At 70.7% G+C, this 19,831-nt stretch carries 18 protein-coding genes; 4 read left to right on the forward strand and 14 right to left on the reverse strand.

Features of this window, described 5'->3' with window-relative positions:
* Positions 1 to 6 precede the first annotated feature (6 nt).
* The 6 genes from AB0259_RS08340 to xylA form a co-directional block, all read right to left on the reverse strand.
* A complete protein-coding gene (locus AB0259_RS08340; protein WP_366222373.1) occupies positions 7 to 939 on the reverse strand; it encodes a carbohydrate ABC transporter permease in 933 nt (310 codons plus the stop codon).
* A gap of 17 nt (positions 940 to 956) precedes the next feature.
* Entirely contained in the window at positions 957 to 1,940 is a 984-nt protein-coding gene (locus AB0259_RS08345; protein WP_366222371.1) for an ABC transporter permease subunit, read from the reverse strand.
* A gap of 216 nt (positions 1,941 to 2,156) precedes the next feature.
* Positions 2,157 to 3,260 carry a Gfo/Idh/MocA family oxidoreductase gene (locus AB0259_RS08350; protein WP_366222369.1) on the reverse strand — a complete coding sequence of 368 codons (1,104 nt, stop codon included), beginning with the start codon at positions 3,258 to 3,260 and terminating at the stop codon, positions 2,157 to 2,159.
* Positions 3,239 to 3,940 carry a ThuA domain-containing protein gene (locus AB0259_RS08355; RefSeq protein WP_366222367.1) on the reverse strand — a complete coding sequence of 234 codons (702 nt, stop codon included), beginning with the start codon at positions 3,938 to 3,940 and terminating at the stop codon, positions 3,239 to 3,241. Before AB0259_RS08355 ends, AB0259_RS08350 begins: the two co-directional genes overlap by 22 nt.
* Positions 3,937 to 5,337 (reverse strand): FGGY family carbohydrate kinase, encoded by a 1,401-nt coding sequence (locus AB0259_RS08360; RefSeq protein ID WP_366222365.1) that lies wholly within the window; start codon positions 5,335 to 5,337, stop codon positions 3,937 to 3,939. Before AB0259_RS08360 ends, AB0259_RS08355 begins: the two co-directional genes overlap by 4 nt.
* 1 nt (position 5,338) lies before the next feature.
* Complete coding sequence (xylA, locus tag AB0259_RS08365; RefSeq protein ID WP_366222363.1) at positions 5,339 to 6,526, reverse strand: xylose isomerase; 1,188 nt, start codon at positions 6,524 to 6,526, stop codon at positions 5,339 to 5,341.
* A gap of 93 nt (positions 6,527 to 6,619) precedes the next feature.
* On the opposite strand from xylA, the gene AB0259_RS08370 reads away from it, so the two are divergent.
* The 4 genes from AB0259_RS08370 (at position 6,620) to AB0259_RS08385 (ending at position 11,158) form a co-directional block, all read left to right on the forward strand.
* Positions 6,620 to 7,792 (forward strand): ROK family transcriptional regulator, encoded by a 1,173-nt coding sequence (locus tag AB0259_RS08370; RefSeq protein WP_366222361.1) that lies wholly within the window; start codon positions 6,620 to 6,622, stop codon positions 7,790 to 7,792.
* A gap of 190 nt (positions 7,793 to 7,982) precedes the next feature.
* Positions 7,983 to 8,987, forward strand: a complete 1,005-nt coding sequence (locus AB0259_RS08375) for a tripartite tricarboxylate transporter substrate-binding protein (RefSeq protein ID WP_366222359.1) — start codon at positions 7,983 to 7,985, stop codon at positions 8,985 to 8,987.
* Positions 8,988 to 9,072: 85 nt separating this feature from the next.
* Positions 9,073 to 9,648: a tripartite tricarboxylate transporter TctB family protein gene (locus tag AB0259_RS08380; RefSeq protein ID WP_366222357.1), complete on the forward strand. Its 576-nt coding sequence runs from the start codon at positions 9,073 to 9,075 to the stop codon at positions 9,646 to 9,648.
* 1 nt (position 9,649) lies between these two features.
* On the forward strand, positions 9,650 to 11,158 hold the full coding sequence (locus AB0259_RS08385; protein ID WP_366222355.1) for a tripartite tricarboxylate transporter permease: 1,509 nt from the start codon (positions 9,650 to 9,652) through the stop codon (positions 11,156 to 11,158).
* 51 nt (positions 11,159 to 11,209) lie between these two features.
* On the opposite strand, the gene AB0259_RS08390 is transcribed toward AB0259_RS08385, so the two are convergent.
* From AB0259_RS08390 to AB0259_RS08425, 8 genes are all read right to left on the reverse strand, one after another.
* On the reverse strand, positions 11,210 to 11,899 hold the full coding sequence (locus tag AB0259_RS08390) for a response regulator (protein WP_251578068.1): 690 nt from the start codon (positions 11,897 to 11,899) through the stop codon (positions 11,210 to 11,212).
* Positions 11,896 to 13,476, reverse strand: a complete 1,581-nt coding sequence (locus AB0259_RS08395) for a sensor histidine kinase (RefSeq protein WP_366222712.1) — start codon at positions 13,474 to 13,476, stop codon at positions 11,896 to 11,898. Before AB0259_RS08395 ends, AB0259_RS08390 begins: the two co-directional genes overlap by 4 nt.
* A gap of 197 nt (positions 13,477 to 13,673) precedes the next feature.
* Complete coding sequence (locus AB0259_RS08400; RefSeq protein ID WP_366222353.1) at positions 13,674 to 14,369, reverse strand: SDR family oxidoreductase; 696 nt, start codon at positions 14,367 to 14,369, stop codon at positions 13,674 to 13,676.
* 27 nt (positions 14,370 to 14,396) lie between these two features.
* Positions 14,397 to 14,972 (reverse strand): TetR/AcrR family transcriptional regulator, encoded by a 576-nt coding sequence (locus tag AB0259_RS08405; protein WP_251578064.1) that lies wholly within the window; start codon positions 14,970 to 14,972, stop codon positions 14,397 to 14,399.
* Positions 14,973 to 14,976: 4 nt separating this feature from the next.
* A complete protein-coding gene (locus tag AB0259_RS08410; RefSeq protein WP_251578062.1) occupies positions 14,977 to 15,768 on the reverse strand; it encodes a CoA ester lyase in 792 nt (263 codons plus the stop codon).
* Positions 15,765 to 16,256, reverse strand: coding sequence for a MaoC family dehydratase (locus AB0259_RS08415; RefSeq protein ID WP_366222350.1), 492 nt, complete (start codon positions 16,254 to 16,256; stop codon positions 15,765 to 15,767). Before AB0259_RS08415 ends, AB0259_RS08410 begins: the two co-directional genes overlap by 4 nt.
* Positions 16,253 to 18,217: an acetyl/propionyl/methylcrotonyl-CoA carboxylase subunit alpha gene (locus AB0259_RS08420; RefSeq protein WP_366222348.1), complete on the reverse strand. Its 1,965-nt coding sequence runs from the start codon at positions 18,215 to 18,217 to the stop codon at positions 16,253 to 16,255. The genes AB0259_RS08415 and AB0259_RS08420 overlap by 4 nt, the downstream gene beginning before the upstream one ends.
* Positions 18,217 to 19,779, reverse strand: a complete 1,563-nt coding sequence (locus tag AB0259_RS08425; RefSeq protein ID WP_366222346.1) for a carboxyl transferase domain-containing protein — start codon at positions 19,777 to 19,779, stop codon at positions 18,217 to 18,219. The genes AB0259_RS08420 and AB0259_RS08425 overlap by 1 nt, the downstream gene beginning before the upstream one ends.
* Positions 19,780 to 19,831: the final 52 nt, after the last annotated feature.

A 19,831-nucleotide genomic window follows, 5' to 3' on the forward strand; every position in this document is an offset into this window, starting at 1 on the left:
GTCGATTCAGCCCTTGACCGCGCCGAGCATGATGCCCTTGACGAAGAAGCGCTGGAACAGCGGGTAGACGAAGATGATCGGCAGGATGACGATCACCGAGATCGTCATGCGGATCGACGTCGGGGTCTGGCTCGTGGCCGCGTCGACGATCGAGGTGAGGTTGCCGCCGTTCTGCATGGCCAGGGCCAGGCTGTTCGCCTGGTTGATGAACATGTAGAGCAGGTACTGCAGGGTGTAGAGGCTCTGGTCGGTGATGTAGATGAGGGTGTCCTGGAAGCTGTTCCACTGCGCCACCGCCGAGAAGATGGCGACGGTCGCGAGGATCGGCGTCATATTGGGCAGGTAGATGCGGAAGAAGATCTGGAGGATGTTGGCGCCGTCCATCTCTGCCGCCTCCTGCAGCTCGGTCGGCATCGCCTCGACGTACGTCTTCACGAGGATGATGAAGAACGGCTGCACTACGAACGGCAGGACGTAGACCCAGAAGTTGTTCGTCAGCCCGAGGTTGCGGACGACGATGAACACCGGGATGAGGCCCGCGCTGAAGTACATCGTGACGATCACGAAGCGGTACCAGAACTGGCGGCCCCACATGCGGGTCTGGGTGAACATGAAGCCGAGGAACGCCGAGGCGAGGACGGCGGCGACGGTGCCGATGACGGTGCGCCCGACCGAGACGATCGCGGCCTGCGTGAGCCCGCCGAGCTGGAACACCTGCTCGTAGTTCGAGAAGTGGATGCCGGTGGGCAGCCACCGGATCTGCCCGAGGGCGGCGAGATCGTTCGAGCTGATCGAGTTGATGATCAGGTAGTAGAACGGGTACGCGCAGACGAAGGCGAGCGCGAGGAACACGCCGTAGTTGACGATTGAGAAGACCGCGCGGCCCGACAGGTCGGTGCTGCGGCGGATCTCGCGACGCGTGGGAGTCGTGGTGACCATGACGGTGCGCTCCTGACTCAGACGATGGATTCGCCGCGCACGCGCTTGGCGATCCCGTTGACGGTGAACAGGAGGATGACGGAGATGAGGCTCTTCAGCATGCCGATCGCCGTCGCCATCGACAGGTTGTTGCCCGTCATGCCGATGTTGTAGACGTACAGGTCGAGCACCTGGATGTAGTCCTTGTTGAAGGCGTTTTGGAACACGAAGTACTGCTCCATGCCGTTGTTGAGCAGGTTCGCGATCGACAGCAGCAGGAGCACGAGGTAGGTCGGCATGAGCTGCGGAACGGTGATGAACCACATCTTCTGGAAGCGCCCGGCGCCGTCGATCTCCGCCGACTCGTAGAGCGACTGGTCGATGCCGGCGATCGCCGCGAGGTAGATGATCGCGCCCCAGCCGAGCCCCTTCCAGATCGACCAGAGGGTCATCGTGAGCCACACGTTCTGATCGGTGTCGAGGAACTTCACCGGGGTGGTGATGAGCCCGGCGTCGGAGAGGATGCCGTTCACGAGGCCCGAGCTCGAGAAGAGCGAGAAGGCGATCATGTAGACGAGCACCCACGAGATGAAGTTGGGCAGTGTCGTCAGCGTCTGCACCGAGTTGCGGAACCAGGGCGCTTTGATCTCGTTGAGGAAGATGGCGAACGCGAGCGGCAGGATCGACGTCGCGATGCCGAGGAAGCTGATGGCCAGCGTGTTGAGGACGACCTGCCCGACCTGGGCCACCTGCGTCGGTGAGCCGACGAGGAGCTGGAACCACTGCAGGCCGACGAAGTCGCTGCCGGCGAGGCCGAGGGCGGGCCGGTAGTCGTACAGCGAGTAGATCCACCCGTAGAGCGGGAAGTAGGAGAAGAGGAAGACGAGCACGAGGAACGGGACGATGCAGAGGAACATCCGGAACGATCGCCGGTTCTTCGACACCCGCTGCTCGGACCGGTGCGGCGCCTTCTCCTCGATCGTCGCGGCCGCAGCCTCGGTGACGATCGCCTGCTGCGTCATCGATCGTGCCGATTCGCGCGCTCGGACATGTGGCGGGTCATCTCACTCCTTTGTGATCGAAGCGCTTCTCCGGGTTACCTGCGAACAGGAGTCGAACCGCTTCGATACGAAGATAACGCCCGAGGGCGACAGCGTCAAACATCTCGTTTCGGTCGCACGAAGACGCCGCTCCGCCGGAGGGGCGGAGCGGCGTTCTGCGCGCGGGGGAAGGTCGGGTCAGGTCAGGGATCGAGACCATTCGGACGCGGCCGTCAGCGGCACGAGAGGAGGCCGCTCGGCGACGGTGTGGATGCTGAGCCGCCGACCCTCCGCGGATGATCGCAGCAGGCTCTCCATGACATCGAGCACGTGGAGGGCGAGCGAGCCGCCGGCACGTCCGGGGCCTTCACCCGCGACGGCATCGATCAGCCCGATCCCGCGACCGGAGTCCGCGTACCCCGCGGATGCCGCGACGGAGCGCCAGCCCTCACGGCCGAGCTCGGCCAGACGGACCTCGCCGTCGAACATGTTCGGGTCGGGCACGATGAGCGACCCGCGATCGCCGTGCACCTCGATCGGCGGCGACGTCGACGCGACGGCGTCGAAGCTCGTGACGATCGTCGAGACCGCCCCGCCGGCGTGCTCGAGCAGGCCGCTCACGTGCGTGTCGACCTCGACCTCGATCTGCTCCCCGGCGTGCGGCCCGGTCGCGATCGTCCGCTGCGACCGCGCGCGGCGAGCGGCGCCGGTGACCGCGACGATCGGCCCCAGGAGGTGCACGAGGCTCGTCAGGTAGTACGGACCCATGTCGAACAGCGGGCCGCCGCCGGGCGCGTAGTAGAAGCCGGGTGCCGGATGCCACAGCTCGTGCCCCGGCGAGACCCACGTGGCACTCGCCGACATCGGCGTGCCGATGGCCCCGTCGTCGACGAGTCGCCGGGCCGTCTGGATGCCGGTGCCCAGGACGGTGTCGGGTGCGGACGTGACCCGCACGCCCGCAGCGGTCGCCGCCTCCAGGATCCCCCGCCCTTCCGTGACGGTCAGGGCGAGCGGCTTCTCGCCGTGGACCGACTTGCCCGCCGAGACGGCCGCGTGGGCGACCTCCGCGTGCGCAGCCGGCACGGTGAGGTTCAGCACGGTCTGCACGTCCTGGTCGGCCATCAGCTCCGCGACCGTGAGGGCCCGGGCGTCGGGTAGGGCCGCCGCCACGTCGGCCGCCCGCTCCGCGTTCAGGTCGGCGACCGCGGCCACGCGGATGGACGGACTCGTCGCGAACAGATCGAGGTACTGGCGGGAGATGACGCCGAGGCCGACGATGCCTACGGCGTGCGGGCTGCCCACAGCAGTCCCCTCTCGACGATGGTGCGGACGTGGGGCTCGGCGAGGACCTCGGGGGTGTGGCCCGGTGTCGCGACGAAGACGCGCCCCCGCCCCCAGAGCCGGGTCCACACGGCGGGACTGACGATCGGACGGTGCCACGGATGGTAGTCCTGCGTCGGATGCGTCGTCGTGGCGAGGACGTCGATGAGGTCGTCGTGCAGCACCCAGTACTGCTCGGTGTGGAGGACGAAGTCCTCGATCCCGGCCGTGATCTCGTGACGCCGCCCCAGGTCGGTGATCTCGACCGTGTAGTCGAGGTAGTTGTCTCGCTCGTCGCCGGGGCGGTCGTCGGGATGCCGGCCCGGATGGGTGGCGAACTGACCCCCGACCAGCTGCAGGTAGTCCGAGCTCCCGCGGTACGAATCGGCGATGCCGCCGTGCCAGCCGGCGAGACCCGTTCCCGACTCGACGGCGGCGCGGAGCCCTTTCACCGCGGCATCCGAGATCGACGACATCGTGACCGCCTGGACGATGAGATCGGTCTCGGCCATCGCGGCGGCCTCGGCGTACACCTCGTTCGTCTCCTCGACGCGCACGTCGAATCCCTGCGCGTCGAGGAACGGGCGGAACATGTCGGTGGCGGCGACGGGGTGGTGCCCGTCCCAGCCGCCGCGGACGATGAGCGCGCGGCGGCGGGTCATCGCAGCTCCGCCGCTCGTCGCGCGGCGACGCGATCGTACCGTTCGCGCACCTCGGGACGGGGGTCGGATGCCGCGTCGCGGTCCATCGCGACCGGCCACTCCGGCCACGATCCGCCGAGTACGGCCGCCGCCTGGCGCGCCGCGCCCAGCGCGACATACTCCCCCGGCGACGGAACGGCCACCGGCACGTCGAAGACCTGGGCGGCGACCGCGGCCACGGCGGGATTGCGGGCCGCTCCGCCGACGAGCAGCACACGCTCGGTGTCGACGCCCAGGGAGCGGATCGCCTCGAGGCCGGTCGCCAGCCCGGCCAGCATGCCCTCGACCGCGGCGCGCGCGAGGTTCTCGCGCGTCGTGTTCTCGAGCGAGAGCCCGTCGAGTGAGGCGCGCGCGGTCGGGAGGTTCGGCGTGCGTTCGCCCTCGAACCACGGCACGAGGACGACACCGCCCGCCCCCGGTTCGGCTGCCGCCGCCAGCTCGGTCAGACCCTCGTGGTCGACGCCCAGCAGGCGCGCGATCGCGTCGAGCACGCGCGCCGCGTTGAGCGTCGCGACGAGCGGCAGGAACCGGCCCGTCGCATCGGCAAAACCGGCCGCCGTCCCGGTCGGGTCGATCGTCCGGGTGTCGCTGACGGCGAAGACGGTGCCGGAGGTGCCGATCGACACGACGACGTCACCCGCCATCGCCCCGACGCCCAGGGCGGCGCCGGCGTTGTCGCCCGCGCCGGGCCCGACGCGGCGGCCGTCACTGTCCGTCACCCACTCGAGCGGCCCGAGGACCCGCGGCAGCACGGCGTCGTGACCGAGCGCCGCCGCGAGCAGCTCGCGGTCGTAGCCACCCGACTCGGGATCCCAGTAGCCGGTGCCCGACGCGTCGGAGCGATCGGTGACGAGCTCGTCGAGCGCGGGGTTCTCGGGTCCGTAGCCCCGCAGGCGCCACGTCAGCCAGTCGTGCGGCAGCGCGACCGCCGCGACGTGGGCCGCGTGGGCCGGTTCCGCATCCCTGAGCCAGCGCAGCTTCGTGATCGTGAACGACGCGACGGGCACGAGACCCGTGCGCTGCGCGAGGGTCGCGGCGCCGAACTCCGCTGTGAGATCGGATGCCGCCAATCCCGACCGCGTGTCGTTCCACAGCAGCGCGTCACGCACCACGGAACCGCCCGAGTCCAGCGCGACCATGCCGTGCTGCTGACCCCCGATCGACCACGCCTCGACGCCGTCCAGACCCCCGGCATCCGCGATCGCGCTCTGCAGCGCGACCCACCACGCCTCGGGATCGACCGATGTGCCGTCCGGGTGCGACGCGCGACCGGAGCGGACGACCGCCCCGGTCGCGGCGTCGACGATGACGACCTTGCAGGACTGCGTCGACGAGTCGACGCCCATGACGAGGGTCACGTCAGCGTGCGCCCAGCAGGTGCTCGGTCGCCAGCTGCTGCAGGCGCACGAAGCCGCCGCCCTTGCCGCCGAGGTAGACGCTCGGATCGAAGTCCTCGTACGCGGAGCGGTCGGCGAGGAAGTCCTCGTACGTCTCGCCCGGGTTGAGGGTCGGCGTCGAGAGCTCGTCGACCTTGGCGGCGGCGAGCGCCTCCTGCACCTCGGGGTCGGCGCGGAACGCCTGCGCCCGTTCCTTGAGCAGCAGGTAGGTGCGCATGTTCGCGGCTGCGGACTCCCAGACGCCGGTCTCGTCCTCGGTGCGGCTCGGCTTGTAGTCGAAGTGACGCGGGCCCTCGTAGGCGGGGACGCCGCCGGGGCCGCCGTTCTCGAGCAGGTCGACGAGCGCGAACGCGTTGTGCAGGTCGCCGTGGCCGAACACGAGGTCCTGGTCGTACTTGATGCCGCGCTGCCCGTTGAGGTCGATGTGGAAGAGCTTGCCGTGGTACAGCGCCTGGGCGATGCCGGCGGCGAAGTTCAGGCCCGCCATCTGCTCGTGACCGACCTCGGGGTTCAGGCCCACGAGCTCGGGGCGCTCGAGCGAGTCGATGAAGGCGATCGCGTGGCCGAGCGTCGGCAGCAGGATGTCGCCGCGCGGCTCGTTCGGCTTCGGCTCGATCGCGAAGCGGATGTCGTAGCCCTTGTCCACGACGTACTGGCCGAGGAGGTTCACGGCCTCGCGGTAGCGCTCGAGCGCCTGGCGGATGTCCTTCGCGGAGTCGTACTCGGCGCCCTCGCGGCCGCCCCACATGACGAAGGTCTTCGCGCCGAGCTCGGCGCCGAGGTCGAGCTGGCGGAACACCTTGCGCAGTGCGAAGCGACGGACGTCGCGGTCGTTGGCCGTGAAGCCGCCGTCCTTGAACACGGGTGCGCTGAAGAGGTTCGTCGTCACCATCGGGATGATCATCCCGGTGGACTCGAGCGCGCCCTTCAGACGGTCGATCTCGCGCTGACGCTCGGCGTCGCTCGAGCCGAAGGCAAAGAGGTCGTCGTCGTGGAAGGTGAGGCCGTACGCGCCGAGCTCGGAGAGCTTCTCGACCGCGTGGACGACGTCGAGCGGGGGTCGCGTCGGTCCGCCGAAGGGGTCGGTGCCGTTGTAGCCGACGGTCCACAGGCCGAAGCTGAACTTGTCTGCGGGGGTGGGGGTGACCATGTCGCTCCTTCGCGAACCAGATAATTGTTGTTGGCAACAACCTATACCAGGCGCGTCGCCGCGACAAACCCCTTTCGTGGCTATGGTGGGTCCGTGACCGAGCAAGGGCGAACCGTCGAATCCGTCCGGCGGGCCAACCTCGGCAGCATCCTGGGCATCGTTCACCGCGAGGGCCCGCAGTCCCGCTCCGCCCTGACCGAGTCGACTGGGCTGAACCGCTCCACTGTCGCCGATCTCGTGGCGACGCTCGCGTCCTTCGGGCTGGTCACCGAGCGGGCCCCCGATCCGTCGCACCGCGTCGGTCGCCCCTCCCCCGTCGTCTGCGTCGACCCCGCCGTCGTCGCGATCGCCGTCAACCCCGAGGTCGACGCGCTCGAGATCGCCGCGGTCGGCCTCGACCGCGACATCCGCGCGGTGGTCGTCCTGCCGCAGGATCGGCTGCTCACTCCCACGGCCACCGCCGAGCTCGTCGCGGCGCAGATCGCCTCCTGGCGCCGGGCGGAGCTGGCGGACGCCCGCATCCTCGGCGTCGGACTCGCCGTCCCGGGGCTCGTCCGGGTCGAGGACGGCCTGGTGCGCGACGCGCCCCACCTCGGCTGGGTCGACGCGCCCCTGCGCGACGTCGTCGCGTCTGCCACCGGCATCCCCGTCGTCGTCGGAAACGATGCGACGCTCGGCACCGTCGCAGAGCACCTCTTCGGCGCCGCGAGCGGCATCGACCACGCCGTCTACCTCAACGGCGGTGCGAGCGGCATCGGCGGCGGCATCATCGTGAACGGGATGCCGGTGCTCGGCGCTGGCGGCTACGCCGGGGAGTTCGGGCAGAACCGCCCCGGCATCGCGACCCTCGCCGACCGGCGGGCGCGCGACGGCGTGCTCGAGGACGAGGTCAGCCGAGCCCGGCTGCTGTCGGTCGTGGGGCTGAACCGCGGCGACGACCGCGAGCTCGGGGAGGCGCTCGCGGCGCAGCTCGACACGCCGTCGGTCGCCGGGGAGGTCGAGCGGCAGCGCCGCATCCTCGCCACGGCGCTCGCCAACGCCGTCAACGTCCTGAACCCGTCCGCTGTCGTGCTCGGCGGGTTCCTCTCCGTGCTGGCGGGGCTCGACGTCGCCGCGCTCGAGACAGCCGTGCGCGCGCAGGCGATGCCCGCCTGCGGCGAGGAACTGCGCATCCTCCCGGCCGGGCTCGCGGAACACCGTCTGCTGATCGGCGCGGCCGAGGCCGTCTTCGAAGGCCTCCTCGCGAACCCGCAGCCCGTCACCTGAGACGCCGGCTCCGCCCGCCGGAGCGGACTTGCGTTCACAGTGTTCACCGCGATCCGGCGGCGGTTCGGTTTGTGTTCACAGTGGTCACGCGCCGCGCCTTGTCGGGCGCTCATCGGCGTTCCCATCATGAGTCGTCGCGGCGAAGACGCCCGGCATCCACCCGACATCGACGACGATCGAAGGACACAGCATGCGACTCATCCGACCTCTCTCCACCCTCGCCGTGGGCGCCACCCTCTGCCTGGCCCTCGCGGCCTGCAGCTCCTCCGGATCGGGAGGAGGGGGCGGCGAAGGCGGCGCGAACTTCCCCGATGACACGATCGACGTCATCGTGCCGTTCGCCGCCGGCGGCCCCACCGACACCGTCACCCGCATCCTGGCCGAGCCGCTCGGCGAGGAACTCGGCGTTCAGGTCGTCGTCGACAACGTCGAGGGCGCGGGCGGCACCGTCGGCGCCGGCGAGGCCTCCACCGCAGACCCCGACGGGTACACACTCCTGCTCCACCACATCGGCATGTCCACCGCACCGGCTCTCTACCCCGACCTCAACTTCGACCCGGTCGAGGACTTCGAGCCGATCGGTCTCGTCACTGAGGTCCCTATGGCGATCCTCTCGCGGTCAGGACTCGGCCCCGCAGACCTCGACGAGCTCGTCTCGTACATCGAGGACAATCAGGGCTCGGTCACCCTCGCCCACGCCGGCGTCGGTTCGGCCTCGCACCTGTGCGGCACGCTTCTGCAGGACGCCCTCGGTGTCGAACTGACCGAAGTCCCCTACGACGGCACCGGCCCCGCCATGGCCGACCTGCTCGGCGGGCAGGTCGACCTGCTGTGCGACCAGACCACCAACTCCGCCAGCCAGATCCTCGCCGGATCCGTCGAGGCATACGCGGTCACCGTCCCCGATCGGGTGGCCGTGCTCCCCGAGATCCCGACGACCGCCGAAGCAGGGCTCCCGGACGTCGAGGTCAGCATCTGGCACGGACTCTACGCGCCCGCGGGGACGCCCGAGGAGGTCGTCACGATCCTCAACGAGGCGCTCATCACCGCGCTCGGCAACGAGGAGGTCGGCACGCAGTTCGAGGAGCTCGGCACCTCGCCGGTGACCGCCGAGCAGGCCTCACCCACCACTCTCGCGACGCAGCTCGACGACCAGATCGCCCTGTGGGGCGGCCTCCTCGGACAGGAGGGCTGACATCGTCCAGGACACCCCGGGGGGCGGGCACCGCCCGTCCCCCGGGGGCTTCCCCTTCTCCTCCGCCGACCTCGTGGGAGGTCTCGTGTTCGCGGGCATCGGTGCGGCCTTCGCCGTCTCGTCGTTCGCCTACGACATCGGAACCCCGCTCGCGATGGGTCCCGCCGCCTTCCCGCTCGGGGTCGCCGTCCTGCTCATCGTGCTGGGCGTCGCCGTCATCGTCCGCGCCGTCGTCGCCCCCAGCCGCGAGGAGACCTTCGTCGAGGGGCCGGCGACGGAGGAGCAGCTGGCCGAGGACTCGACGCTTGATAAGCTCGCCGCAGCGAAGGCGTCGCAGGCGGAGGGCGTTCCCTTCGTCACCCGTCCGGTGCCCGTCGTCGGCGACGTCGAACAGGGCCCGCCGCTCGGGTTCGGCCGCATCCCGTGGCGCCCGTTGCTCATCGTGACGGCGACCATCCTCTTCTTCACCATCTGCGTGGAGGGGCTCGGACTCGTGCTGACCTCGTTCATCGCCGTGGTCGGCGTCTCCTTCGCGCGCGTCGAGACGACCTGGAAGCAGGCACTGCTCACGGGTGTCGTCATGGCGGCGCTCAGCTGGGTGGTCTTCATCCTGCTGCTGCGCCTGAACGTCGACGCCATCGGACCCTGGATCGGAGGCTGAGATGGAGATCCTGGACAACCTCGCCCTCGGCCTGTCGACCGCGCTGCAGTGGGAGAACCTGCTGTTCTGCCTGCTCGGCGTCGCCCTCGGGACAGCGGTGGGCGTGCTGCCGGGCATCGGCCCGACGGCGACCGTCGCGATGCTCCTGCCGCTGACCTTCGCCTTCGGCGAGCCTGTCACGGCGATCATCATGCTCGCGGGCATCTACTACGGCGCCCAATACGGCGGATCGACGACGGCCATCCTCATCAACCTGCCGGGCGAATCGTCCTCTGCGGTGACCGCGATCGACGGCCACAAGCTCGCAAGGATGGGAAAGGCGGGCACCGCCCTCGCGGTCGCCGCGCTGTCGTCGTTCGCGGCGGGGACGGTGGCCACCGTCATCCTCGCCCTCGCCGCCCCGCCCCTCGCGCAGGTCGCCCTGAGCTTCGGCGCGTTCGAGTACTTCGCGCTCGTCGTGCTCGGGCTCATCGCGTCGATCTCCCTGGCGAGCGGCTCGACGCTGAAGGCACTCGGGATGATCGTGCTCGGTATCCTGCTGTCGACCGTCGGGCAGGACAGCTTCACGGGTGACGCCCGATTCACCTTCGGCATCCGTGAACTGGACGGCGGACTGGACTTCGTCTCGCTCGCCGTCGGCATCTTCGGCATCGCCGAGATCCTGCGCAACCTCGCCAACCCCGAATCGCGCAACCCGGTGCTCGCCAAGCTGTCGCGCCTGTGGCCGAACCGGGAGGACCGGCGGGCGATGATCGGCCCGACGATCCGCGGCACCGCGCTCGGATCGGGGCTCGGCGTCCTCCCCGGCGGCGGTCACATCCTCGCCTCGTTCGCGTCGTACGCGCTGGAGAAGAAGATCTCTCGCAAGCCGTGGACCTTCGGCAGGGGCGCCATCGCGGGGGTCGCGGGGCCGGAGTCGGCCAACAACGCGGCGGCACAGACCTCGTTCATCCCGCTGCTGACCCTCGGCATCCCCGCTCACCCGGTCATGGCCCTCATCCTGGCGGCCTTCATCATCCAGGGCATCCAGCCGGGTCCTACCGTGATACAGACCGAGCCGGTGCTGTTCTGGGGCCTCATCGCCTCGATGTGGGTAGGCAACCTGCTGCTCGTGGCGCTGAACCTGCCGCTCATCGGGATCTGGGTGCGGATGCTGCGGGTGCCGTACTGGGCGCTGTTCCCGGCGATCGTGCTGTTCGCCGCCATCGGGACGTTCTCGCTCAGCGGCAACCCGTACGACGTGCTCATGGTCGCGGTGTTCGGCCTGCTCGGCTTCGTCCTGCTGCAGGCGGGCTGCGAGCCGGCGCCGCTGCTGCTGGGCTTCGTGCTCGGCCCGCTGCTGGAGCGCAACTTCCGGCGGGCGATGATCCTCGCCCAGGGCGACGTCACCGAGTTCGTCACGCGACCGATCTCGGGGTCGCTGCTGGCGGTGACCGTCGTCATCCTGATCGTCGCGGCGTTGCCGAAGATGCGCAAGCGTCGTCAGGTGATCTTCGCCGACGCCGAGTGACACGGACGGATGCGGCCCCGCCGCCCCCTCTCGGGGCGGCGGGGCCGTATGTCATCCGCTCCAGGCGTAGTCGATCTCGGGTCGGCCGCGTCCCGCCGGTCGCTGCATCCGGACGCAGAGGCCGAGGTCGGCGAGGTATTCGAGATACCGGCGGGCGGTCACCCGCGACACCGCGCACGCCTCGCCGACCTCCGCAGCCGACATGGGGCGGCCGGCCCGCCGCACCTGCTCGACGATGACGCCGTACGTGGTGCGGGTGAGCCCTTTCGGCAGCACCGAGGTGCGCACCTGACGCAGCGACAGCAGCGAGTCGATCTCGTCCTGCGTCGACGCGCGCTCGTCGATCGCGACGCTCCCCCGCCGATAGCGGAGGTAGGCGTCCATCCGGTCGTGGAAGGTGCGGAAGCCGAAGGGCTTGATGAGGTACTGGACGGCGCCGAGAGCCAGGCACCGACGCACCGCGTCGACGCTGCGATCACCCGTGACGGCGATGAAGTCGACGTCGATCTCGCGGGAGCGCAGGAAGCGTGTGACATCCGTCCCGTGCCCGTCGGGGAGCGTCAGATCCAGCAGCACGAGATCGACGCCCGCTCCGGCGTCGTGATGAGCCGTGATCGTCTCCCGTGCCGAGGTGACCGAGTCGGCGACGGCGACCACCTCGAACTCCTCGAGACGCTCGAGGTAGCCGGTGTGCGTCGCGAGGGCGCGGGGGTCGTCGTCGACCACCACCGTCCGGATCACGACCGGACCGCCGCATCGACCCCGGGGAGGCGCACGTACGCCGTTGCGGGCGCCCCCGGCAGGAACCCGACGTCGCCGCCTCGACCGTCGACGATGGAGCGCACCAGCGCGAGCCCGATGCCGCGGCCCGGTCCGGGCTTGGTCGAGACGCCGAGCTCGAACACCTCGTCGCTGTGCGGCCCCGGTCCGCTGTCGCTGACGAGGATCTCGGCGGTGTCGCCGACGATGCGGCAGGTCACCGAGACCCACGGGTCCTCGCCCTCGCGGGCGGCCTCGAACGCGTTGTCCACGAGATTGCCGACGATCGAGACGAGTTCGGTGGGGGTGAGCGGGAGGACGAGGCTGTCGGGCATGGACACCGAGAACTCGATGCCGAGCTCGTGGGCGGTCGCGGACTTCCCGAGCAGCAACGCGGAGAGGACCGGCTCTCCCTGGGCGCCGACGATCTGATCCGTCAGGTCCTGGCTCGCCTGGCTGGACTCCTCGATGAAGTCGATCGCCTCGTCGACCCGGCCCGCTTCGAGCAGACCCACGATCGTGTGCAGGACGTTCGAGTGCTCATGGGTGCGGGAGCGCAGCGCGTCGCTCATCGTCCGCACGGCGTCGAGCTCGCCTGTCAGCTCGGTCAGCACACTCTGGTCGCGGAGCGTCATGACGGCGCCGGGAGCGGCCGGGTCCCCCGTCTTCTCCTGGTTCACCAGCAGGACGCGATCGACGCCCACGTGCACCTCCTCGACGGCGCGTTCACCGGTGGCCAGCAGCCGGGCGATCTCCGGCGGGACGCCGGCGTCCGCGGCATCCAATCCCTCTGCCAATCCCTCGCCGGTCGACGGCGGCAGGCCGAGCAGATCCGCGGCTTCGTCGTTGTACAGCACGATGCGCCCGCGGCCGTCGGTGAGGACGACGCCCTCCCGCACGGAGTGCAGGACCGATTCGTAGAAAGACACCATGCTCTTCACGCGCTCCGGCGCGAGGTCGCCCGCGACCCGGCGCACGACCCGGCGGGTGAGGGCCGCCGCGACCGTCCCGATGGCGACGAAGACGAGGGCGAGCAGGAGGATCGCGGGCATCCGCGGCAGGACCGCGTCCGAGATCTGGCGGGTGGTCACACCGGCCGACACGATCCCGATGAGCTCGCCGTCGGCGGTCACCGGGACGACGGCGCGCACCGACGGCCCGAGCGTCCCCGTGAAGGTCTCGGTGATCGTCTCGCCGCGCCGCGCGGCGCTGATCGTGCCGAGGAAGGTGCCGCCGATGCGCTCCGGGTCGGGGTGGGTGAAGCGGATGCCGTCGGGCGACATGATCGTGACGAAGTCGACACCCGAGGCATCCATCGTCGACAGGGCGATGGGCTGCAGGACGGCGGTCGGATCCTCGTCGCGCAGCCCCGCGGTCACGGACGGGTAGGTCGCCAGCATCCGGCTGACGGCGAGGCTCCGGTCGCGCGCCTCGGTCTCGGCATCCCACTGCGCTTCGAAGGCGAGCACCGTGACCAGGAGTCCGAGCGCGCACAGCACGGCGCCCATCTGGATGCCGAAGATGCGACCGGCGATACTCCACGACCGTCGCGGCTTCATCGTCACTCCCGTTCCTCGGCGAACGTCAGCGGTGCCCGGCCGGGTGTGCCGGGCACTTCATCCTCGCCGACGGCCGCGCGCGACGGGATTTGCGGTCGTAGTGTTCACGGCGCTGTTCCCCATCCCCGGTCGCGGTCGCCCGGCAGGCGGGACTGAGGACGGTACGCCGGGTCAGGAGGCCGGGCGCGAGGTGACGGTCAGCGGGGCCCGGGCTTGACGGACAGGTCGGTGATGGCGGCGTCGCGGGGCAGGTCGAGAGCGGTGAGTACGGCGGTGACGACGGATGCCGGCTGGATCCAGGCATCCGCGTCGTACGGAGCACCCTCCTGCGCGTGCACCTGGGCCTGCATCGGCGTCGCGGTACGGCCGGGGTAGACGGTGGTGACGCGGACACCGTGTGCGGCTTCCTCACCGCGCAGCGCGTCCGCGAGGGCCTTCAGCCCGTGCTTCGAGGCGGCGTACGCGGCCCATTGCGGGTGGGCGGTGAGGCCGGCGCCGGAGTTGACGAACACCACCTGCCCGCGCGCGGCGCGCACCCGCGGCAGCAGCAGCCGCGTGAGCTCGGCGGGGGCGACGAGGTTCACTGCGAGCTGGTCCTGCCAGGACGACACCGTGAGGTCTGCCACGTGCCCGAGGTCCACGATCCCCGCGGCGTGCACGATCGCATCGATCTCGTCGGGCAGATCGGATGCCGCGACCGCCGCCGCGAGCGATTCCGGGTGCGCGAGGTCGGCGACGATCGTCGCCGCTCCCCCGTGCTCGGCGGCGAGATCCTCGGCTCGCGAGGCGTCGCGTGCGACGAGGACCAGGCGGTCACCGCGCTCGCTCAGGCGCTGGGCGAGGAGCTGCCCGATGCCCGATCCGGCACCGGTGAGGACGATGGTGTGCGGCATCCCCTCATCCTGTCACCGCCACCGCGGTCAGTCCTCCAGCAGCGCTCGTCGCGCCATGCCGGCCAGGATGCCACCGGCCCGGTCCCCGCTGGGAGCGGCCGAATGGGGGGTCGAGTTCAGGAGGCCGAAGGCGGCGAGCAGGCGCGTCTCGCGCTCGGGTGCGCTCAGGTCGGGCCGGAGGGCGGCGAGCGGCCGATCCCACTCCTGCACGTACTCGCGCTGCAGGCGCCGCACGCGCTGGTTCACGTCGGCGGGGAGGTTGGCGAGCTCCCGGTCCTGCACCCTGATGACGTCGGCGTCGGCCGTGGCGAACTCGAGGTGGAACGCGATGAGCGCCTCGAAGACCTCACGTGCGTCCTCGCCGGAAGCGGTCAGCGCGCGCCCGCCCTCGAGCAGCCGCTCGCTCGCGTCGAGCAGGAGATCGCACAGGAGGGCCTCCTTGCTCGCGAAGTGACGGTACAGGGCCGGTCCGCTCATCCCGACGGCATCGCCGAGGTCGGCGGTCGAGACGGCGGCGAACCCTCGCTCGGCGAACAGCCGTGCCGCCGAGGCCATCAGCTCGGCGCGGCGGTTCGCCTTCTGCGTCGCGCGCCACGTCGTCACGGTCTCACCGTCCGAGGGTGCGGCGCGCCTGGCGGAGCACCGGTTCGTCGATCATCCGGCCCCGGAACCGGAACACCCCGGGCTGCCGCGTCGCCTCGTCGAGCACGGCGTCGGCCCACTCACGCTCCTCCGACGTCGGGGCGTACGCCCGGCGGATGACCTCGACCTGGGACGGGTGGATGCAGGCGGTCGCCGCGAATCCGGATGCCGCGGCATCCCTGGCCTCGTCCTCGAGCCCTGCCGCGTCGGCGATGTCGAGGTGGACGGCGTCGATCGCGTCGACCCCGGCCGCCGCGGCGGCGATCAGCACCCGCGACCGCGCGTACCGCGCGACGTCGCGGTAGCGTCCGTCGGCCGCCCGGCTCGAGCGTCCGCCGATCCCGGCGACGAGGTCCTCGGCGCCCCACATGAGTCCGGCGACGAGCGGATGCCGCGCGAGCGCACCCGCGTTCTCGACGCCCCGCGGCGTCTCGCACAGCGCGATGACCCGGTGCCCGTCGAGCCGGTCGACCTCCTCGGCCTCCTCGGCCTTCGCCAGCATCAGCCTGCGGAATCCGGTACCCCGGAGCGCCTCGAGGTCACGGTCGAGCTCATCGCTCGATGCCGGGTTCACCCGCACGATGACGCGCTCGAGATCGACCTCCGCGGCCGTGAGCGCCGTGCGCGCGCCGGCTTTGTCAGCGGGTGCGACGGCGTCCTCGAGATCGAGGATCACCGTGTCGGCCGCGGCGAGAGCCTTCGCGTACCGCTCGGGGCGGTCGGCGGGACAGAACAGGATCGCGGGTCCGATGCTCACGCCGACGCCTCCGGCGACATCCGCATGAGCGTCGAGCGACGTGCGGTCGCGACGACCTGATCGTGCTGGTTGCGCATCGTGTGCACGAATTCGACGATCCCCTGCCCGGGCCGCGAGCGCGACTGCCGCTTGGCGGCGACGACGGTCTCTGCATAGAGCGTGTCGCCGTGGCGCACCGGAGCGGGGAAGGTCACCTCCGAGAACCCGAGGTTGGCGACGATAGTGCCCTGCGTCAGCTGTGCGACCGACAGTCCGACGAGGGTCGACAGGGTGAACATGCTGTTGACGAGCCGGTCGCCGAACTCGGTCTGCTCGGACCAGGCGGCATCCAGGTGCAGCGACTGCGTGTTCATCGTCAGCGTCGTGAACAGCACGTTGTCGGCCTCGGTCACGGTGCGGCCGGGACTGTGCACGTAGACGGTGCCCTGGTCGAGCTCGTCGAAATACAGTCCGCGCTGCACGATCCGGCGCGGCGTGGTGTCGCTCATGCGTCCTCCTCGACTGCGGGGGTCACGACGGCGAGCGTCTGCCCGCGGCCGACGCTGTCACCCGTCGACACCCGCAGCGCCACCGTACCGGCGACCTCCGCCCTCACGACATGCTCCATCTTCATCGCTTCCACGACCACGACCGCGTCTCCGGCCGACACCGTCGCTCCGTCCGCGACGGAGGTCGTCACCACGACACCCGGCATCGGCGAGACGAGCTCGGGCACCGCGGAGGCGTCCGCGTCCCGGCGGTGGTCGAGCCGCACGCGGCGCACCTCGCGGGCTCGACCGCGCACGGCGAGCCACACGCTGTCACCGTCGACGACCGCGACCGTCGAGACGTGGCGGTCCCCGATCCGCACCGCCAACCGGTCGCCGTTCGGGCGGACGGATGCCGCGACCACCGCTCCATCCACCGTCACCCCGTCGCCGACGAGCTCGACCGTACGCTCGTGCGCTCCGGAGGCCAGCCGGTACCGCCGCGGAGCGGGCGGGCCCATCCGCCACGCGTCCGCGCGGCGCCACGGATCCGCACCGCGAGGCACCGCGGCATCGAGAAGCAGTGCGGCCTCGGCGAACACGTCGACCGTATCCTCCGCCGCGACGAGCCCGTCGAGCTCGCGTGCGATGAGCCCCGTGTCGAGGTCGCCGGCCGCCACGGCGGGCACCTCGAGCAGGGCCCGCAGGAACGGCACGTTCGTCTCGAAGCCGAGCACCGCCGTCTCGCCGAGCGCGGCGACGAGACGGCGCCGCGCCTCGTCTCGAGTCGCGCCGGTCGCGATGACCTTTGCGAGCATCGGGTCGTAGTCGAGTGAGACCTCCAGCCCGTCGGCGAGGGCGCTGTCCACACGGATGCCGGGCCCCGCCGGGTGCGCGACACGCAGCACGCGCCCACCCGTCGGCAGGAAGCCCGAGGCCGGGTCCTCGGCGTACACACGCGCCTCGATACTGTGGCCCGTCAGTCGCACATCGTCCTGGGCGAACCAGAGCTGCTCCCCCGCCGCGATCCGCAGCTGCGCCGCCACGAGGTCGACCCCCGTCACCTCTTCCGTCACCGGGTGCTCGACCTGCAGGCGGGTGTTCATCTCCATGAAGAAGAACTCGTCGGGGCGATCGGCAGCCACGATGAACTCGACGGTCCCGGCGCCGCGGTAGTCGACGCTCCGCGCCGTCTCGCACGCGGCCTGCCCGATGCGCGCGCGGGTCGCGTCGTCGAGCAGCGGCGACGGCGCCTCCTCGATCACCTTCTGGTGCCGGCGCTGCAGCGAGCACTCCCGCTCGCCGAGATGCACGACGTTCCCGTGCGCATCCGCGAGCACCTGCACCTCGATGTGCCGCGGGGTGTCCACGTAGCGCTCGAGGAACAGCGTGTCGTCACCGAAGCTCGCACCCGCCTCGCGCCGCGCAGCGGCGAGCGCGACCGGCAGGTCCGCAGGATCCGTCACGACATGCATGCCCTTGCCGCCGCCGCCCGCGGAGGGCTTGATCAGCAGGGGGTATCCGACCTCGGGCGCCGCCGCCCTGAGCTCCTCCTCGGACATGCCCGCACGGGCGACCCCGGGCACCGTCGGAACGCCGCGCGCCTCGACGGCGTGCTTGGCGGCGATCTTGTCGCCCATCGTGCGGATCGCCGCGGCACTCGGCCCGACGAAGACGATGCCCGCCTGCTCGCACGCGGCCGCGAAGGCGGTGTTCTCCGAGAGGAATCCGTACCCGGGATGGATCGCCTGCGCCCCGGTGGAGCGCGCCGCGGCGATGACCGCGTCGATGTTCAGGTAGCTCTGCGCGGCGGGCGCCGGGCCGAGGCGCACGGCCTCGTCGGCGAGCGCGACGTGGCGGGCACCGGCATCCGCGTCGCTGTAGACGGCGATCGAGCGGATGCCGAGCTCGTGCAGCGTGCGGATGACGCGGCAGGCGATCTCGCCGCGGTTCGCGACCAGGACGGTGGAGAACATGCGCATCACATCCGGAAGACGCCGTAACCCGGCGCGTCGAAGGGAGCCCGCAGGCAGACGTCGAGGGCGAGACCCAGCGCGTCGCGGGTCTCGGCGGGAGCGAGGATGCCGTCGTCCCAGAGGCGCGCCGTCGAGTAGTAGGGGCTGCCCTGCTCCTCGTACTGCGCGCGGATGGGCGCCTGGAAGGCGGCCTCCTCCTCGGGGGACCATTCCTCCCCGCCCGCCTCGATCTGCTCGCGGCGCACGGTGGAGAGGACGGATGCCGCCTGCGGCCCGCCCATGACGGAGACCCGCGCCCCGGGCCAGAGCCAGAGGAAGCGCGGCGAGTAGGCCCGCCCGCACATCGAGTAGGTCCCGGCGCCGAACGATCCGCCGACGACGACGGTGAGTTTGGGCACCGACGCGCAGGCGACGGCGTTGACCATCTTCGCGCCGTGCTTCGCGATGCCGCTCGACTCGTACTCGCGCCCGACCATGAACCCGGTGATGTTCTGCAGGAACAGGAGGGGGATGCCGCGCTGGTCGCACAGTTCGATGAAGTGCGCACCCTTGAGGGCCGACTCCCCGAACAGCACGCCGTTGTTCGCGACGACGCCGACGCGGTGCCCGTGGAGCCTCGCGAAGCCGGTGACGAGGGTGTCGCCGTAGTCGCGTTTGAACTCGTGCCACGTGCCGCCGTCGACGATCCGGTCGATGATCTTGCGGGCGTCGTAGGGGGTCGTCAGCTCGACGGGGACGACGTCGACGAGGGTCGCCGGGTCTGCGATCGGCGGGGTCACCGGTTGGGGCTGCTCCCGCAGCGGCGCGGGCGCAGGGAGCGTCGCGACGATGTCGCGGACGATCTGCAGCGCGTGCTCGTCGTTCTCGGCGAGGTGGTCGGTGACGCCCGAGACCCTCGTGTGCAGATCGCCGCCCCCCAGGTCCTCGGCCGAGACGACCTCGCCCGTGGCCGCCTTCACGAGGGGCGGGCCGCCGAGGAAGATCGTCCCCTGGTTCCGGACGATGACCGTCTCGTCACTCATCGCCGGGACATAGGCGCCGCCTGCGGTCGACGACCCGAGGACGGCCGCGATCTGCGGGATGCCGTCCCGCGACATCCGTGCCTGGTTGTAGAAGATGCGACCGAAGTGGTCGCGGTCGGGGAAGACCTCGTCCTGCATCGGCAGGAAAGCACCGCCCGAGTCGACGAGGTAGACGCAAGGAAGCCGGTTCTCGGCGGCGATCTCCTGCGCCCGAAGATGCTTCTTCACCGTGATCGGGTAGTACGTGCCGCCCTTCACGGTCGCGTCGTTCGCGACGACCATGACGTGCCGGCCGTGGATCAGCCCGACACCGGCGACCACCCCGCCTGCGGGGCAGTCGTCGTCGTAGAGGTCGAGTCCCGCGAGCGCGCCGACCTCCAGGAACGGGCTGCCGACGTCGAGGAGCGCGTCGATGCGGTCCCGCGCGAGCAGTTTGCCGCGCGCGATGTGGCGTTCGCGCGCACGTTCGGGGCCACCGCGGGCGGTGTGGGCACGCCGGCGCTCGAGTTCGGCGACCAGATCGGGATACGTCGTGGGGGCTGTCATCGTCGACGGCACCTCCGAGGAGAATGCTTCAGTTAACGTTCGCTAACCGAAC

Source organism: Microbacterium sp. NPDC080005 (genome assembly GCF_040702445.1).
Taxonomy (GTDB): domain Bacteria; phylum Actinomycetota; class Actinomycetes; order Actinomycetales; family Microbacteriaceae; genus Microbacterium; species Microbacterium oleivorans_D.

What these genes read in the sequence shown, in the direction of transcription:
- AB0259_RS08340 (WP_366222373.1), bottom strand. Translation starts at nt 939, where the DNA reads ATGGTCACCACGACTCCCACGCGTCGCGAGATCCGCCGCAGCACCGAC.
- AB0259_RS08345 (WP_366222371.1), bottom strand. Translation starts at nt 1,940, where the DNA reads ATGACGCAGCAGGCGATCGTCACCGAGGCTGCGGCCGCGACGATCGAG.
- AB0259_RS08355 (WP_366222367.1), bottom strand. Translation starts at nt 3,940, where the DNA reads ATGACCCGCCGCCGCGCGCTCATCGTCCGCGGCGGCTGGGACGGGCAC.
- xylA (WP_366222363.1), bottom strand. Translation starts at nt 6,526, where the DNA reads ATGGTCACCCCCACCCCCGCAGACAAGTTCAGCTTCGGCCTGTGGACC.
- AB0259_RS08375 (WP_366222359.1), top strand. Translation starts at nt 7,983, where the DNA reads ATGCGACTCATCCGACCTCTCTCCACCCTCGCCGTGGGCGCCACCCTC.
- AB0259_RS08385 (WP_366222355.1), top strand. Translation starts at nt 9,650, where the DNA reads ATGGAGATCCTGGACAACCTCGCCCTCGGCCTGTCGACCGCGCTGCAG.
- AB0259_RS08395 (WP_366222712.1), bottom strand. Translation starts at nt 13,476, where the DNA reads ATGAAGCCGCGACGGTCGTGGAGTATCGCCGGTCGCATCTTCGGCATC.
- AB0259_RS08400 (WP_366222353.1), bottom strand. Translation starts at nt 14,369, where the DNA reads ATGCCGCACACCATCGTCCTCACCGGTGCCGGATCGGGCATCGGGCAG.
- AB0259_RS08415 (WP_366222350.1), bottom strand. Translation starts at nt 16,256, where the DNA reads ATGAGCGACACCACGCCGCGCCGGATCGTGCAGCGCGGACTGTATTTC.
- AB0259_RS08420 (WP_366222348.1), bottom strand. Translation starts at nt 18,217, where the DNA reads ATGCGCATGTTCTCCACCGTCCTGGTCGCGAACCGCGGCGAGATCGCC.
- AB0259_RS08425 (WP_366222346.1), bottom strand. Translation starts at nt 19,779, where the DNA reads ATGACAGCCCCCACGACGTATCCCGATCTGGTCGCCGAACTCGAGCGC.